Origin of the sequence: Paraburkholderia sp. BR10882 (genome assembly GCF_040948855.1) — a bacterium.
GTDB classification, from domain to species: domain Bacteria; phylum Pseudomonadota; class Gammaproteobacteria; order Burkholderiales; family Burkholderiaceae; genus Paraburkholderia; species Paraburkholderia nodosa_A.
Window position 1 is genome coordinate 141,594 of sequence record NZ_JBFPKP010000006.1, and the last position, 15,758, is coordinate 157,351.

The following is a 15,758-nucleotide window of genomic DNA, read 5'->3' on the forward strand; positions in this document are numbered from 1 at the left end:
GATGCTTCGACTTTCAGTCGTCGCGGTTTGGGTCGAGTTCCGGAAACAGGACCTCCGTAAAGCCGAACTTCGAGAAGTCGGTAATGCGCATGGGATACAGCTTGCCGATCAGGTGATCGCATTCGTGCTGGACGACCCGTGCGTGAAAGCCCTCGGCCACACGTTCGATGGGCGTGCCGTACTGATCGAAGCCGTCGTAGCGGATCATCGAATAGCGGCTCACGGCGCCGCGCAGGCCCGGCACCGAAAGACACCCCTCCCAGCCCTCTTCCATGTCGTGCGACAGCGGATGGATGACCGGGTTGATGAGCACCGTCTGCGGCACGGCCGGCGCCTCGGGATAGCGCTCGTTCTGCTCGAAACCGAAGATCACCACCTGCAAATCGACGCCGATCTGCGGGGCGGCGAGTCCGGCGCCGTTCGCCGCGTGCATGGTGTCGAACATATCGGCAATGAGTTCGTGCAACTCGGGCGTATCGAAGTGATCGACCGGCCTCGCAATGCCAAGCAGGCGCGGATCGCCCATTCTGAGAATTTCGCGAATCATGTCGTTTGCCCCTCCAGGAGCTTGCGCATTCCTTCTTCGTCGAGCACCGGCACGCCGAGTTCCTCGGCTTTTGCGAGCTTGCTGCCCGCGTCGGCGCCCGCCACCACGTAATCGGTCTTCTTCGATACCGAGCCGGCGACCTTCGCACCGGCTGCTTCGAGCATCTCCTTTGCCTCGTCGCGCGAGAGCGTGGGCAGCGTACCCGTGAGCACCACCGTCTTGCCGGCCAGCACGCCCACCGGCGCCTTGGGCGCGGGCGGCCCTTCCGCCCATGTCACTTTGCCCGGCGCGCGCAGTTGCTCGATCACTGTGCGGTTATGCTCTTCCGCAAAAAACTCGTGGATCGCAAGCGCGACGATAGGGCCCACATCGTTGACTTCGAGCAATTCCTCGACCGTCGCGTTCATGATCGGATCGAGCGAGCCGAAGTGCTTCGCAAGATCCTTCGCCGTCGATTCGCCCACGTGCCGGATGCCGAGCGCGTAAACGAAGCGCGCAAGTGACGTCGATTTGGCCTTCTCGAGCGAGTCGAGCAGGTTCTGCGCCGACTTGTCCGCCATGCGCTCGAGTTGCGCGAGCGTGCCGAAGCCGAGATTGAACAGATCGGCGGGCGTGCGCACGAGGTTCTGGTCGACCAGCTGGTCGATGATCTTCTCGCCCAGGCCGTCGATATCGAGCGCGCGGCGCTGGGCGAAGTGCCAGAGCGCCTGCTTGCGCTGGGCCGGACAGAACAGTCCGCCCGTGCAACGCGCGATTGCCTCGTCGGGCAGCCGCTCGATGCGCGACCCACAGACCGGGCATTCGGTCGGCATCACGAACTCGTGGGCGTCGGCCGGACGGCGGTCCGTGAGCGCACTGACCACCTCGGGAATCACGTCGCCGGCACGCCGCACGATCACCGTGTCGCCGATGCGGATGTCCTTGCGCCGCACTTCGTCTTCGTTGTGCAGCGTGGCGTTGGTCACCGTCGCGCCGCCGACGAACACCGGCTCGAGCCGCGCGACCGGCGTAATCGCGCCCGTGCGGCCCACCTGGACGTCGATCGCCAGCAGCTTCGTGAGCGCTTCCTGGGCCGGGAACTTGTGCGCGAGCGCGAAGCGCGGCGCGCGCGAGACGAAGCCGAGCGCATCCTGCTCGTCGCGGCGGTTCACCTTGTAGACCACGCCGTCGATGTCGTACGGCAGGCCGTCGCGCTTCTCGCCCACCGTGCGGAAAAATTCCAGCAGACCGTGCGCGCCCTTCACGACCGCACGCTCGGCATTGACCGGCAGGCCCATTTCCGCGTACCAGTCGAGCAGTTCGCTATGGGTGGCCGGCATCGGCTCGCCCTCGAGCACGCCAATGCCGTAAGCGAAAAACGAGAGCGGCCGCTGCGCCGTGATTTTCGGATCGAGCTGGCGCAGGCTGCCCGCCGCCGCGTTGCGCGGGTTCGCGAATTCCTTGTGGCCGCCATCGCGCTGACGCTGGTTCATGCGCTCGAAGTCGCGGCGGAACATCAGCACCTCGCCGCGCACGTCGAGCACCTTCGGCACGCGCTTGCCCTTCAGGCGCAAGGGCAGCGAGCGGATCGTGCGCACGTTCTCCGTGACGTTCTCGCCGGTCGCGCCATCGCCGCGCGTGGAGGCCTGGACGAACACGCCGTCGACGTAGCGCAGCGAGATGGCGAGGCCGTCGAACTTGAGTTCGGCGGCGTATTCGACCTCGACGACTCCGGCGCCTTCGATCTTGCCGAGCGCATCGGCCACGCGCTTGTCGAACGCGACGATGTCTTCGTCGGCAAAGCCGTTGTTGAGCGACAGCATCGGCACGTCGTGGACCACGGGCTCGAAGCCCCCGGCGACTTCGCCACCCACACGCTGCGTGGGCGAATCGGGCGTGATGAGGTCGGGATGATCGGCTTCGATTTGCTGAAGTTCGCCGAACAGCTTGTCGTATTCCGCGTCAGGCAGCTCCGGCTGGTCGAGCACGTAGTAGGCGTGATTCGCACGCTCGAGTTCGGCGCGCAACCACACCGCGCGCTGTGCAGCGGTGGCTTCTTCGGGGGGACGGGCGGAAGTACGGACCATGCCTTGGGCAACTCGCTGTTGAAAATGATTTCGGACGTCAGATTATCTCAGGAAGCCGCGCGTGTCGCATCGGACGAGCGGCTATCTGCGTGCGCCGCCGAACGGGTCTCGCCAGCGTCCTGGCCGAATCGCCAACGCTGCGTGCGTCGCTCTGGCATCCAGGGCCCGGTGGGCTGAGCTCGAATGCACTGCAACACGCGTGCCGATACCCTCTGCGCTGTACCGCCTGCGCGCAAAAAAGGCGCGGCGCCTTTACGGCGTCGCGCCTTGTCTGCAGGCCCGCTGCACGCCTTCGGCGTTACTGGCTGAACAGTCGCCGCGTGGCCGGCGAGCCCGCCGGAATACCGGCCTGCTCCAGCTTCGCGTAGAGCGTCATCAGCTGCTTGTCGATCGACTGCAGCACCGATTCCGGCAGCGGCCGGCGCTGGTCGTCGACCACGCGCCCGCCAATGCGCTCGGCAAGCGATTTCGCGTAGTCGCACATCAGGCGGAACGGCAGGATGTCTTCGTCGGCCACGGGCACGTCGAGGATCAGCGTGATCAGTTCACCGCCCTTGTACGTGAGGTCGTCGCGCAGGAAGTTGGTGTCGCCGAACTGCAGCATGAAAACGGGGCTCTGCTTCGCATCGAGCTTGACGAAGCGCGTGCCGTCGCGCGAAAGCAGCAAGCCGTCCTGCGCCGCCACCGCCTGCACGTAGTTTGCCGACCACGGCGCGCCGTCCGACATCACGTTCACGGAAAGCTGGGCGTCGCATTGCGCCGCGAAGCCGTCCAGTTCGCGCGCCATGGCGACCGTCTCCATCATGTCCGGAAACTCGGGCGCGGCGTCGAGCGCGTCGGCGAATTGCTGCACGCCGGTCACGAATTCCGAGAACTCGAGTTCGTTGAGCGGGCCGTTGCGATTCGCGAGTTGCGCAGCCGCGCGCAGTTCTTCGTAGCGCACGCCGCTCTGGAGCAACTCCCAGCCGTCGCCCCCTTCGGGTTTGCCTTCGATATGAACCGGCTTGCTGCCCGCGCGGCGCAATCGCTGCGCAAACGGAATCACCCGCTCGCCTGCCACCGGCGCACCAAGCCGGATCGGCACGATGCAGTCGATGCGACGGTCGACCACGGCGGGCGGCGCCGAAGAGATCGTCGTGGCCGCCGGCATGACCGGCTCGATGCGCTCCGCTTCGTCGCCATCGTCCTTTGCGGATTGCGGGGCAGCCGCAGTTGCAGCCGGCGCCTTGTCGGCAGCCTTCTCGGCAACTTCGTGTGCGTCGGATTCAGCTTCCGGAAAGCCGTTGGGTGTCGTCGTTTCCGCCTGGATGTCGGCTGGCGTGTCGAGCGGCGCAGCAGTGCCGAAACCCGGCTCCACGCGCCCGGCTTGCGTGCTGCCCGCGAGCGACGGCTCGCGGCGCGACGGAGCATGGGCCGGTTCGATGAACGGGCTCGGCTCCTGGAACTCGTCGCGCTGCGGCGCTTCGACTGCCTCTTCGGGCATCGGGCGCGGCATGCGCCGGCGCACTCTCGCGCCCTGCCACGCGTTGTACACCACCACGCCCCCGACGACCACGGCGCCCGCGCCGATCAACCCGAGAGTCAATTCATCCATGCATGCTCCATCAGCAATTCTTTTTCGACGGCGTGCTCATTGCATGCGCCGTTGCTCTGGCGCGCGCATTGCGCGCGGCGGCTGCCTCACTGATGGCGCCGCCGGCCGCGCATCGCGCGCCGTCCGTTAGACCGTATAAATCGATTAGACCGTATTTTGGGCGAAACCCGCTGCCGTTTCCATGTCGACCGCGACGATGCGCGAAACGCCCTGCTCCTGCATCGTCACGCCAATGAGCTGCTGCGCCATCTCCATGGCGATCTTGTTGTGCGAAATGAACAGGAACTGTGTTTTGTCCGACATCGCGCGAACAAGGTTCGCGAAGCGCTCGGTGTTCGCGTCGTCGAGCGGTGCGTCCACTTCGTCTAGCAAGCAGAACGGCGCCGGGTTGAGCTGGAACATCGCGAACACGAGGGCCGTGGCCGTGAGCGCTTTCTCGCCGCCGGAGAGCAGGTGAATCGTCGAATTCTTCTTGCCGGGCGGTTGCGCCATCACCTGCACGCCGGCGTCGAGAATCTCGTCGCCGGTCATGATGAGCTTCGCCTGACCGCCGCCGAACAGGCGCGGGAACAGCTCGCCGAAATGACGGTTCACCTCGTCGAAGGTGCCCTGCAGCAGCGTGCGCGTTTCCTGGTCGATCTTGCGGATCGCGTCTTCGAGCGTTTCGATTGCGCTCGTGAGGTCGGCCGACTGCGCGTCGAGGAAGGTCTTGCGCTCCTTCGCCGCGGCCAGTTCGTCGAGCGCGGCCATGTTCACAGGCCCAAGCGCCGTGATCGCATTGTTGATGCGCGTAACCTCGCCTTGCAGATACGACGGCTTCATATCGGCCGTGAGCTTTTCCTGCAGCGCGGCCTCGTCGACGCCCGCGGCCTGCAGTTGCTCGACGAACTGCTCGCCGTTCAGGCGCGCGGCCTGCTCCTTGAGCTGAAGCTCGGTGATGCGGTCGCGCAACGGCTGCAACGCGCGCTCCGCGGCGAGGCGGGTTTCGTCGGCGGCCCGCAGCTTCGCGCTCAGATCGTCGAGTTCGGCGCGCGCGGCACGCAGCGTATCTTCCTTCTGGGCGCGAATTTCCAGCGCGTCCTGCAGGCCCGTGTGCGCGGTCTGCTCGTTGATCGTTTCCAGCTCGGCGCGCGCGTCTTCGAGCGACGCGGCCACGCGTTCGCTCTGATCGTGCGCGACCTGAATGTTGCGCTTCAACTCTTCGATGCGGTTCGCCATGTTGCGCGCGGCAAAGCGCGCGTCGGCCGCCGCACGTTCGAGGTCGCGCGCCTCATTGCGCGCCGCGCCGAGTTCCTCGTCGAGCGACTCGAAGGCGAGCTGGTTGTCCTCGAAGCGGGCCTGCAGTTCGGCGAGTTCCACATCGTGGCGCTCGAAGTTCGCTTCCGATTCTGCCCGCAATGCGCGCTGCTCTTCGATCTGCGTGCGGATCTCGTCGAGCTCTTCGCGGATCTGCGTGCTGCGCGCCGTGTAGCGTTCATGCGCCTGCGTCAGCTTGAGCACATCCATCTGCAGCGCGTGCACGCGCTGGGTCGCGCGCTCGGCCTGCTGGCGCACATCCGTGAGCACCTGGGCGGCCTGCGTGTGCGCCGCTTCCGCGCGCACGACAGCCGTGCGTGCATCGTCGGCGAGCAGCGTCTGGGCGCGCACCTGGCGCTCGAGATTCTCGATTTCCTGCTGACGCGCGAGCATGCCGGCCTGCTCGGTGTCGGCGGCGTACAGCTGCACGCCTACGCGCGTCACCGTATGGCCAGCCTTCACGACGAACGCGCCGCTGCCTGGCAGCTGCGCACGCTGGGCGAGCGCTTCGGCGAGATCGTTCGCAACGTAGGTCGAGCCGAGCCATTCGGTGAGCACCGCGCGCAAGCCTGCATCGTCGATACGGACGAGCGAGAGCAGCGGCGTGAGTCCCGCGGCCGCAGCGCTTGCCTGACCCGCGGCCGGCGGCGAATAGAACGCGAGCTTCGCAGGCGGAGCGTCGCTCGCGAATGCCTTCACCCAGTCGAGGTTCGACACCTCGAGCGCGGCGAGCCGCTCGCGCAACACCGATTCGAGCGCCGTTTCCCAACCGGCTTCGACGTGCAGCTTTTTCCACAGCCGCGGCAACGCGCCCAGTTCGTGACGTTCGAGCCACGGCTGGATCTTGCCTTCCGTCTGCACGTTTTCCTGCAGTTGCTTGAGTGCAGCGAGACGGGCTTCGAACTGGTGGATCTGTGCGTTTTCCGCCTGCACGCGCTCGTGTGCGGCGCGGCGTTCCGCGTCGAGGCGCGGCACCGTTTCCTGCGCGTCGGCGAGGCGCGCCTGCGCTTCGTGCAGGACTTCCTCCTGCTCGGCCAGCTGCATGCGCAGCTCTTCGAGCTGGGCTTCGTCCGGCGCGTCGAGGCCGCCTTCCTCCGACTTCAGACGCTCGTGGCGCTGCTGAAGCTGCTGAAGCATCTGGTCGGCGTTGCGTTGATGCGCGGCTTCGAGCTTGATGGCCTGCTCGGTGCGCGCGATGCCCGCGCGCTCGTCGTTCAGTTGCGCCTGCGCGTCGCGCCAGCGGTTTTCGAGCGCGGGCAGCGCTTCCTGCTTCGCCGCCGCATCTTCCTCGGCCAGCGCAGCCTTTTCCTCGGCGATCGCCAGTTGTTCTTCGGCGTCCTCGATATCGTCCTGCGCCTTCTGCGCCTGGACCTGCCATTGCTCGCGCTGCGCGGTGAGCGCGGCGATCTGCGCCTGCACGCGGTTGCGCGACTCGACGATGAACTTGATCTCGGCCTCGAGACGGCTCACCTCGGCGTTCGCTTCGTAAAGCGCGCCCTGCGCGCCCTGCATGGCGTCGCTTGCCGAGTAGTGGGCCACGCGCAGCGTTTCGAGCTGCGCTTCCACTTCGCGCAGCTGCGCGGTATGGCGCTCCAGGTCGATCTGCGCCTGCTCGATCGCGCGCTGCTGGCGTTGCTGCTCGCCCGCTGCCTCGTTCTTGCGCAAGAGCCACAGAAGGCGCTGCTTTTCCTCGCCCTCGGCCTGCAGCTCGCGATATTTCGTGGCAACGACCGCCTGGCCCTCGAGCTTTTCCAGGTTGCTGGACAGCTCGCGCACGATGTCCTCGACACGCGTCAGGTTCTCGCGCGTGTCGTGCAGGCGGTTCTCGGTCTCGCGGCGTCGTTCCTTGTATTTCGACACGCCCGCGGCTTCTTCGAGGAACACGCGAAGCTCTTCGGGCTTTGCCTCGATGATCCGCGCGATCATGCCCTGCCCGATGATCGCGTAGGCGCGCGGGCCGAGGCCAGTACCCAGGAAAATATCCTGAATGTCGCGCCGGCGCGCCGGCAGGTTGTTGATGTAGTAGCTCGACGTGCCGTCGCGCGTGAGCACGCGCTTCACGGCAATCTCGGCATACTGGCCCCACTGCCCCGCGGCGCGGCCGTCCGCATTGTCGAACACCAGTTCGACGCTCGCGCGGCTGCCCGGCTTGCGCGCGGTGGAACCGTTGAAGATGACGTCCTGCATCGACTCGCCGCGCAGCTCGGACGCCCGGGATTCACCCAGCACCCAGCGCACCGCGTCGATGATGTTGGATTTCCCACAGCCGTTTGGCCCGACCACCCCGACGAGTTGGCCCGGAACCTGGAAATGCGTGGGATCGACGAATGATTTGAAGCCAGCGAGTTTAATCGAGGTCAGACGCACGGCGATATCGCTGTTTGAATAGTGGTGAACGGGACCGCCCGTGCCGTACGTCGCTTGCCGCCGCGCATCCGGTATCGATCGCGCGACGGCGGAGTGCGTACTGGGCAGCCGCCACGGCTCGCCGTACGAACGCGCATGCACGCGTGCGGCCGGCGGGAATCAGCGGCAATCATACCATCGCACGCGCGCCATTCCGCGCGCGGGAAGGCCCTGCGCCCGTTCCGCCGCCTGCGCTGCCATCGCCGTTGCCATCATCGCCGCCGGGGCCGCTGCCGTCGGCGTCGTCCGCGTCATGGGTGCGGCTGGCGTCGGCGTGGGTCATGACGCTCGCATCGGCGCTCGCATGCGCGCCGCCCTTGCGCGCATCCTGCGCCCGGTGCACCCAGCTCGACAACAGGGAAGCCAGCACGATGCAGGCGCCGCCCGCCCATTCGCGCGGGCCCGGCGTCTCGCCGGCGAAGAGCCACGACGTGAGCGCCGTCACGACGATCTCGAACAGCATGATGATCGAGGCGCGGTTCGCCGGCACGCGGGCGAGCCCGTACTGGACGAGCATGTTGTTGCTGCCGAGCACGATGCCGAGCGCGAGCACGAGCAGCACGACGCGTGCGAGATGCTCGCCCGCCGGTGCGGCCGACATCGGCTCGAAACAGGAGGTCAGCAAGCCGAACAGCGCCGCGCCCGCGAAGATCACGGCCGTGCGCATCTCGGGCTTCATGTGCGGCAGCACGCGGCTCGTCTTTACGACGAGCACGTTGCTCATCGCGAAACCCATGCCGCCGATGAGACCGGCCCATTCGGCAGCGTTGGCGGGCAGCGGCACGCCGAGCCGCGGCGACCAGAGCATCAGCACCGCACCCAGCAGCGAGAGCGCCGCCAGCGCGCCGCCCGCCCAGTTCAGGCGCTCGTGCAGGATGAAGTGCGCGAAGATCGCCGTCCACGCCGGGGTCAGATAAAAGAGCAGCAGCACGCGCATCACTTCGCCGTGGATTGCGCCCCACACGAACCCGACGTTGGTCACGCCCGCGGCGAGTCCGAGCATCGGCAGCACCCAGTGCCAGCGCACGCTCGCGAGCGAGCGCCAGCGCAGCACCAGCACGAAGAGACAGCCGGCCGCGCTCGTTGCCGCGCTCGAGGCCGTACCGGTGAGCCCGGCGGCCGCCAGCATGCGCAGCGGATACCAGACAAAACCCCAGACGGACGCGCCAATCATGATGGCGAGCGTCGGCCAGGCGGCGCGCAAGCCCGTGCTCTGGCTCATGGCTTGCGCTGCCCTTGGCCCGGCCGCGCGTTCGCAGCGCCTGCGCCTTGGTTCGAAACGTCGTTCGAAGATTTCATGCTTTTCCTTTATTTCGTCGCCAGGCAGGCACCGGCCGCGCCAGGGCGGGATCCGGCCGGCGCCCGCAGCAGCAGCGGCGCCACGCTATAATCGACCGCTTGCAGCCGCAAGGCCGCGCCGTTCATCGGTGTTTGTACGCCGAGCGCGGTGCAACCGGCCCGCCGGCCCGCAGTGGCCACCCGAATCCTGCGCGCCACGCCATCCGTCTTTCGCCCACGCCTGTCCAGCCCCAAGTGAATCCGCTACTCGACACCCTTCAGTCCTATCCCTTCGAAAAGCTGCGCGTGCTCTTCAAGGACATCACGCCGAACGCCGGCCTGCGCCACATCAGCTTCGGGATCGGCGAGCCGAAACACCCCACGCCGGCGCTGATCCGCGACGCCATCGTCGCTTCGCTCGACGGCCTCTCGTCGTACCCGGCCACGGCGGGCACCCCTGCGCTGCGCGAGTCGATTGCGAACTGGGTGAAGGCGCGCTACGGGCTGCCGGCCATCGATGCGAACACGGAAATCCTGCCTGTGTCCGGCTCGCGCGAGGCGCTGTTCGCGCTCGCGCAGGCCGTGGTCGACCCGACAGCGGGCGTGAAAGACCCGGCAAAGCGGGCGATCGTACTCTGCCCGAACCCTTTCTACCAGATCTACGAAGGCGCCGCGCTGCTCGGCGGCGGCGAGCCGTACTTCGTAAATAGCGATCCGGCCCGCAACTTCGCCTGCGACTATTCGCAGGTTCCCGAAGAAGTCTGGGCGCGCACGCAGCTGCTGTACGTGTGCTCGCCCGGCAATCCCACGGGTGCCGTGATCACGCTCGACGACTGGCGCGAGCTGTTCGCGCTCTCCGACCGCTACGGCTTCGTGATCGCCTCGGACGAGTGCTACTCGGAGATCTACTTCGACGAGGCCACGCCGCCGCTCGGCGGTCTCGAAGCGGCGCACAAGCTGGGCCGCGGCTTCGAGCGCCTCGTCATGCTGTCGAGCCTTTCGAAGCGCTCGAACGCGCCGGGCATGCGCTCGGGGTTCGTCGCCGGGGACGCCGCCATCCTCAAGCAGTTCCTGCTGTACCGCACCTATCACGGCGCGGCACTGTCGCCGGTCTGGCAATCCGCCAGCATCGCGGCATGGGGCGACGAGGCGCACGTGCGCGAAAACCGCGCGAAATACGTGAAGAAGTTCTCGACCGTCACACCCATGCTCGCCGACGTGCTCGACGTGAAATTGCCCGACGCCGCGTTCTACCTCTGGGCCAACGTCGCGCGCACCGGCCTCGCGGACACCGCGTTCGCCCAGCGTCTCTACGCCGACTATAATGTGACGGTTCTGCCCGGCTCGTTCCTCGCGCGCGAGGCGCATGGCACGAATCCGGGTAAAGACTTCGTGCGCATGGCGCTCGTCGCCGACGTCGAGGAGTGCATCGAAGGCGCGCAGCGCATCGTCGAGTTCTGCCGCTCGCTCAAACCGTAAAGCCTTTTTCGTGCGCGCCGCGGTCCTGCACCTCGCGACGCGCAACACCGCTTTCAACCATCAATCTCACGAAATCACCGCCATGTCGCAACAACTTCAGCAGATCATCGACACCGCCTGGGAAAACCGCGCCGACTTCTCGCCCAGGTCGGCTCCGAACGACGTGCGCGAAGCCGTCGCCCATGTCATCGCCGAGCTGGACAAAGGCGCGCTGCGCTGCGCCGAGAAGAAGGACGGCGACTGGGTCGTCAACCAATGGGTGAAGAAGGCCGTGCTGCTGTCGTTCCGCCTGGAAGACAACGCACCGATGCCCGCGGGCGGCTACAGCCAGTTCTACGACAAGGTGCCCTCGAAGTTCGCCAACTACACGGCCGAAGACTTCGCCGCGGGCGGCTTCCGCGTCGTGCCGCCGGCCATCGCGCGCCGCGGCTCGTTCATCGCGAAGAACGTCGTGCTGATGCCGTCGTACACCAACATCGGCGCGTACGTCGACGAAGGCACGATGGTCGATACGTGGGCCACGGTCGGTTCGTGCGCGCAGATCGGCAAGAACGTGCACCTTTCGGGCGGCGTCGGCATCGGCGGCGTGCTGGAGCCGCTGCAGGCCAACCCGGTCATCATCGAAGACAACTGCTTCATCGGCGCGCGCTCGGAAGTCGTGGAAGGCGTGATAGTCGAAGAGAACTCGGTCATCTCGATGGGCGTCTACCTTGGCCAGTCGACCAAGATTTACGACCGCGAAACCGGCGAAGTCTCGTACGGCCGCATCCCGGCAGGCTCGGTCGTGGTCGCGGGCAACCTGCCCTCGAAGGACGGCTCGCACAGCCTGTACTGCGCCGTGATCGTCAAGAAGGTCGACGCCAAGACGCGCGCCAAGGTCGGCCTGAACGAGCTGCTGCGAGGCGACTGATGGCGAAGTCCGCCAAGACCGTCGTCTACGGCATTCCGAACTGCGACACCGTGAAGAAGGCCCGTGTGTGGCTCGAAGAGCACGGCGTCGAGTTCGAGTTTCACGACTTCAAGAAAGCGGGCGTCTCGAATGCGCTCGTCCAGGACTGGCTCAAGGACGTGTCGCTCGATCAGCTGATCAACAAGCGCGGCACGACCTGGCGCGGCCTGTCGGACGTGCACAAGGCCGAAGCCGACACGACCGCCGGCGCGATCGCGCTGATGATCCACAAGCCGTCGATCATCAAGCGGCCCGTCGTCGTGGTGAACGGCCGCGTAAAGACGCTCGGCTTTTCCGCCGACCAGTATGCGGAGCTGTTCGCTTGAGCGCCGCATGAGACCGGTGCGTCTGAACTGCTTGATGGCAGCTTGGGCGCACATGGTCATGACACGTTGTTGCCGGCCCCTGCTCCATCAGCGGCGCCGGCATTTTTATTGAAAGTGGTCTTTTTATGTCCGCCACCCTCGCCCTTACCGAAGCCCTGATCGCGCGCGCGTCCGTCACGCCCGACGACCAGCACTGCCAGCGCATCATGACCGAACGCCTTGGTGCGCTCGGCTTCGCGTGCGAAACGATCGAATCCAACGGCGTGACCAACCTGTGGGCCGTCAAGCGCGGCACTGCGGGCGCGCAAGGCCCGCTGCTCGCCTTCGCGGGCCACACCGACGTCGTGCCCACCGGCCCCATCGAGCAATGGAGTTCGCCGCCGTTCCAGCCCTCGCATCGCGACGGCATCCTCTATGGCCGCGGCGCCGCCGACATGAAAACCTCGCTCGCGGCCTTCGTGGTGGCGAGCGAAGAGTTCGTGGCGGCGCATCCGCAGCATCGCGGCGCCATCGCATTTCTCATCACGAGCGACGAAGAAGGCCCGGCCACCGACGGCACCGTGAAGGTCGTCGAGGCGCTGCAGGCGCGCGGCGAGAAGATGGATTACTGCATCGTGGGCGAGCCGACTTCGACGCATACGCTCGGCGACTGCGTGAAGAACGGCCGCCGCGGCTCGATGTCGGGCAAGCTCGTCGTGAAGGGTGTGCAGGGGCATATCGCCTATCCGCATCTCGCGAAGAACCCGGTGCATCTGCTGGCGCCCGCGCTCGCCGAACTCGTCGCCGAAAAGTGGGACGACGGCAACGAGTACTTCCCGCCCACCACGTGGCAGGTGTCGAACATGCACAGCGGCACCGGCGCGAGCAACGTGATTCCGGGCCACGCTGATGTGATGTTCAACTTCCGCTTCTCGACCGCGAGCACGGTGGAAGGCCTGCAAAAGCGCGTCCACGCGATCCTCGACAAGCACGGCCTCGAATACGACCTGCACTGGAGCGTGAGCGGCCTGCCCTTCCTCACGCCGCGCGGCGCGCTCTCGAATGCGCTCGAAAAAGCGATCCACGACGAAACCGGCGTCACAACCGAGCTTTCGACCACAGGTGGCACATCCGATGGCCGCTTCATCGCCCGCATGTGCGAGCAAGTCGTGGAGTTCGGGCCGCCGAACGCCAGCATCCACAAGATCGATGAGCATATCGAAGTGAAATTCATCGATCCGCTCAAGAACGTCTATCGCCGCGTGCTCGAACAGCTGATCGCCTGACCGGCCCACCGAACACGCTCTGGAGTCCAGAACATGACCCATCCGCTCGCCGCTACCTTTGCCACCGTTCGCGACCTGCTGCGCTACGGTGTCTCGCGCTTTTCGGCCGCGCAACTCGCGTTCGGCCACGGCTCGAACAACGCCTACGACGAAGCCGCGTACCTGATCCTGCACACGCTGCATTTGCCGCTCGACCTGCTCGACCCGTTTCTCGACGCGCGCCTCACGAGCGAGGAAATCGACAAGGTGCTCGGCGTGATCGAGCGCCGCGCGACCGACCGCGTCCCCGCGGCCTACATCACGCAGGAAGCGTGGATGCACGGCCTGCGCTTCTACGTGGATGAGCGCGTCATCGTGCCGCGCTCGTTCATTGGCGAGCTGCTCGCAGACGGCCTGCAGCCCTACGTGGAAGATCCCGAACAAGTCACGGCGGTGCTGGAGCTATGCACCGGCTCGGCGAGCCTTGCGATTCTCGCGGCGCACGCGTTTCCGAACGCCGACATCGATGCGGTCGATCTGTCCGCACCCGCCCTCGAAGTGGCGCGGCGCAACGTGCACGAACACGATCTCGACGAGCGCATCGCCCTCTTCGAAGGCGACCTGTACGCGCCGCTGCCCGAGCGCCGCTACGACGTGATCATCACCAACCCGCCGTACGTGAACGCCGACTCGATGCAGGCGCTGCCGCCCGAATACCGCCACGAGCCGGAACTGGCGCTCGCGGGCGGCGCGGACGGCATGGACATCGTGCGCCGCATCGTCAAGGACGCACGCAACTGGCTCACCGACGACGGTGTGCTGGTGATCGAAATTGGCAACGAACGCGAGAACGTGGAAGCGGCGTTCGGCGGCCTCGATCTCGTCTGGCTCTCGACGAGCGCCGGCGACGACCAGGTCTTCCTGATCCAGGCCTGCGATCTGCCGGTCTGATCGTCCTGTGCGAAAGAGCCGCGGCGCCTGTGCGCCGTGCCTCGCCGCGCGCAGGACCGGGGCGCTCGCCGTCATCGCAGCGGGTTCGGTAAGATTGAGCCCTCCGGCCGTGCGCTTCCCGGCGCGGGCCGGTCCTGCGTCCGGCTGAAGGAGCGTCCCACGCATCTATGCGATTCGACTGGTCACATCTCGGCACGCTGCTCGCGATCATCCATTTGCTCGGACTGATCGCAGCGTGCCACGCCATCCTCAACACGCGCACCTCGCAAGGCGCGATTGCCTGGGCCGTCTCTCTCGCGACGATGCCCTACCTCACGCTCGTCCCGTATCTCTTTCTTGGCCGCAGCAAGTTCGCGGGCTATGCGGACGCGCGGCGGCTGCGCAACGAAACCTTGCGCTCACGCGCTCACGCGCCCGACTGGGACAAGCTCGTCCGCGCGGGCGAATGGCCTGCCGACGAGCTGGGCGTACGCGTGATCCGCACGTTCGCGCGCCTGGGCGGGATGCCGCTCGTGCCGGGCAACGCCGTGCGCACGCTCGTGAATGGCGAAGCGACCTTCTCCGCCATCTTCGATGCGATCGAGCAAGCCCGGCACTACGTGATCGTGCAGTTCTTCATCGTGCGCGCCGACGCGCTCGGCGACATGCTCAAGGATGTGCTGCTCGACTGCACGAAACGCGGCGTACGCGTGTACTTCCTCTACGACAGCATCGGCTCGTTCGACCTGCCCGCCAGTTACGTGCACGAGTTGCAGGACGGCGGCGTGGAAGTGCACCCGTTCTCGACGAAACGTCACTTCGTGAATCGCTTCCAGCTCAATTTCCGCAACCACCGCAAGATCGTCGTGGTGGACGGCCAGCACGCATTCGTGGGCGGCCACAACGTGGGCATCGAATACCTGGGCGCGAACACGCGCCTTTCTCCGTGGCGCGACACGCATATCGAACTGCGCGGACCGGCGGTCGCCAACGTGCAGTTCGCCTTCACCGAGGACTGGTACTGGGCCACCCAGCAGTTGCCCGGCTGCGAGCCGCCCACGGTCGTGCCGCGGGACGGCGACGACATGTACTGCCTCGTTCTGCCCACGGGGCCGGCCGACCGCCAGGAGACCTGCTCGCTCTTCTTCGTCGAGGCGATCAACGCCGCAAAAAAACGCCTGTGGATCACGACGCCCTACCTCGTGCCCGACGAAGCCGTGTTTTCGGCTCTACGCCTCGCCGCACTGCGCGGCGTGGACGTGCGCATCATGATCCCGAGCCGGCGCGACCATTACGTGGTCTTCGAGGCGTCGATGCTGTACGCCTTCGATGCGGTACGCGCGGGCATCCGCATCTTTCGCTACAAGCCGGGCTTTCTGCACCAGAAGGTCGTGCTGATCGACGACGTGGCTGCGGCGATCGGCAGCGCGAATCTGGATAACCGGTCGTTTCGCCTGAACTTCGAGATCATGGTGCTGACCGTGCATCGCGGCTTCGCGGCCGAAGTCGAAGCGATGCTGCTGCGCGATTTCGACGAAGCGTTCGAGATCGATCGCAGCGAATACCGCGACGCGCCCGCGTGGCGCAAGATCACGATGCATCTCGCGCGGCTCTTCGCGCCGATTCTCTAGCGCGCCTGCGCC

11 protein-coding genes are annotated in these 15,758 nt (G+C 66.3%); 6 read left to right on the forward strand and 5 right to left on the reverse strand.

All coding sequences use genetic code 11. The annotated features are described in order from the left end of the window. Nucleotides 1-13: 13 nt before the first annotated feature. From def to AB3X99_RS17535, 5 genes are all read right to left on the reverse strand, one after another. A complete protein-coding gene (def, locus tag AB3X99_RS17515; RefSeq protein WP_069265612.1) occupies nucleotides 14-547 on the reverse strand; it encodes a peptide deformylase in 534 nt (177 codons plus the stop codon). Then, entirely contained in the window at nucleotides 544-2,613 is a 2,070-nt protein-coding gene (gene ligA / locus AB3X99_RS17520) for an NAD-dependent DNA ligase LigA (RefSeq protein ID WP_368617642.1), read from the reverse strand. Before ligA ends, def begins: the two co-directional genes overlap by 4 nt. A 298-nt stretch (nucleotides 2,614-2,911) precedes the next feature. Continuing rightward, nucleotides 2,912-4,207 carry a cell division protein ZipA C-terminal FtsZ-binding domain-containing protein gene (locus tag AB3X99_RS17525; RefSeq protein ID WP_069265610.1) on the reverse strand — a complete coding sequence of 432 codons (1,296 nt, stop codon included), beginning with the start codon at nucleotides 4,205-4,207 and terminating at the stop codon, nucleotides 2,912-2,914. Nucleotides 4,208-4,351: 144 nt separating this feature from the next. Continuing rightward, nucleotides 4,352-7,870 carry a chromosome segregation protein SMC gene (gene smc, locus AB3X99_RS17530; RefSeq protein WP_368605062.1) on the reverse strand — a complete coding sequence of 1,173 codons (3,519 nt, stop codon included), beginning with the start codon at nucleotides 7,868-7,870 and terminating at the stop codon, nucleotides 4,352-4,354. Between the two features lie 169 nt (nucleotides 7,871-8,039). Continuing rightward, on the reverse strand, nucleotides 8,040-9,131 hold the full coding sequence (locus AB3X99_RS17535; RefSeq protein ID WP_368617643.1) for a DMT family transporter: 1,092 nt from the start codon (nucleotides 9,129-9,131) through the stop codon (nucleotides 8,040-8,042). A gap of 311 nt (nucleotides 9,132-9,442) precedes the next feature. On the opposite strand from AB3X99_RS17535, the gene dapC reads away from it, so the two are divergent. From dapC to cls, 6 genes are all read left to right on the forward strand, one after another. Further along, the gene (dapC, locus tag AB3X99_RS17540) at nucleotides 9,443-10,666 is read left to right on the forward strand and encodes a succinyldiaminopimelate transaminase (RefSeq protein WP_342945840.1); all 1,224 of its coding nucleotides are present in this window, start codon (nucleotides 9,443-9,445) and stop codon (nucleotides 10,664-10,666) included. A gap of 82 nt (nucleotides 10,667-10,748) precedes the next feature. Then, nucleotides 10,749-11,576 carry a 2,3,4,5-tetrahydropyridine-2,6-dicarboxylate N-succinyltransferase gene (dapD, locus tag AB3X99_RS17545; protein WP_069265609.1) on the forward strand — a complete coding sequence of 276 codons (828 nt, stop codon included), beginning with the start codon at nucleotides 10,749-10,751 and terminating at the stop codon, nucleotides 11,574-11,576. Further along, nucleotides 11,576-11,941 carry an ArsC family reductase gene (locus AB3X99_RS17550; RefSeq protein WP_028204073.1) on the forward strand — a complete coding sequence of 122 codons (366 nt, stop codon included), beginning with the start codon at nucleotides 11,576-11,578 and terminating at the stop codon, nucleotides 11,939-11,941. The genes dapD and AB3X99_RS17550 overlap by 1 nt, the downstream gene beginning before the upstream one ends. Nucleotides 11,942-12,066: 125 nt before the next feature. Further along, nucleotides 12,067-13,206, forward strand: a complete 1,140-nt coding sequence (dapE, locus tag AB3X99_RS17555; protein ID WP_321925410.1) for a succinyl-diaminopimelate desuccinylase — start codon at nucleotides 12,067-12,069, stop codon at nucleotides 13,204-13,206. Nucleotides 13,207-13,239: 33 nt separating this feature from the next. Beyond that, nucleotides 13,240-14,136 carry a 50S ribosomal protein L3 N(5)-glutamine methyltransferase gene (gene prmB, locus AB3X99_RS17560; RefSeq protein ID WP_342945841.1) on the forward strand — a complete coding sequence of 299 codons (897 nt, stop codon included), beginning with the start codon at nucleotides 13,240-13,242 and terminating at the stop codon, nucleotides 14,134-14,136. A gap of 167 nt (nucleotides 14,137-14,303) precedes the next feature. Then, nucleotides 14,304-15,746, forward strand: coding sequence for a cardiolipin synthase (gene cls / locus AB3X99_RS17565; protein ID WP_342945842.1), 1,443 nt, complete (start codon nucleotides 14,304-14,306; stop codon nucleotides 15,744-15,746). Nucleotides 15,747-15,758: the final 12 nt, after the last annotated feature.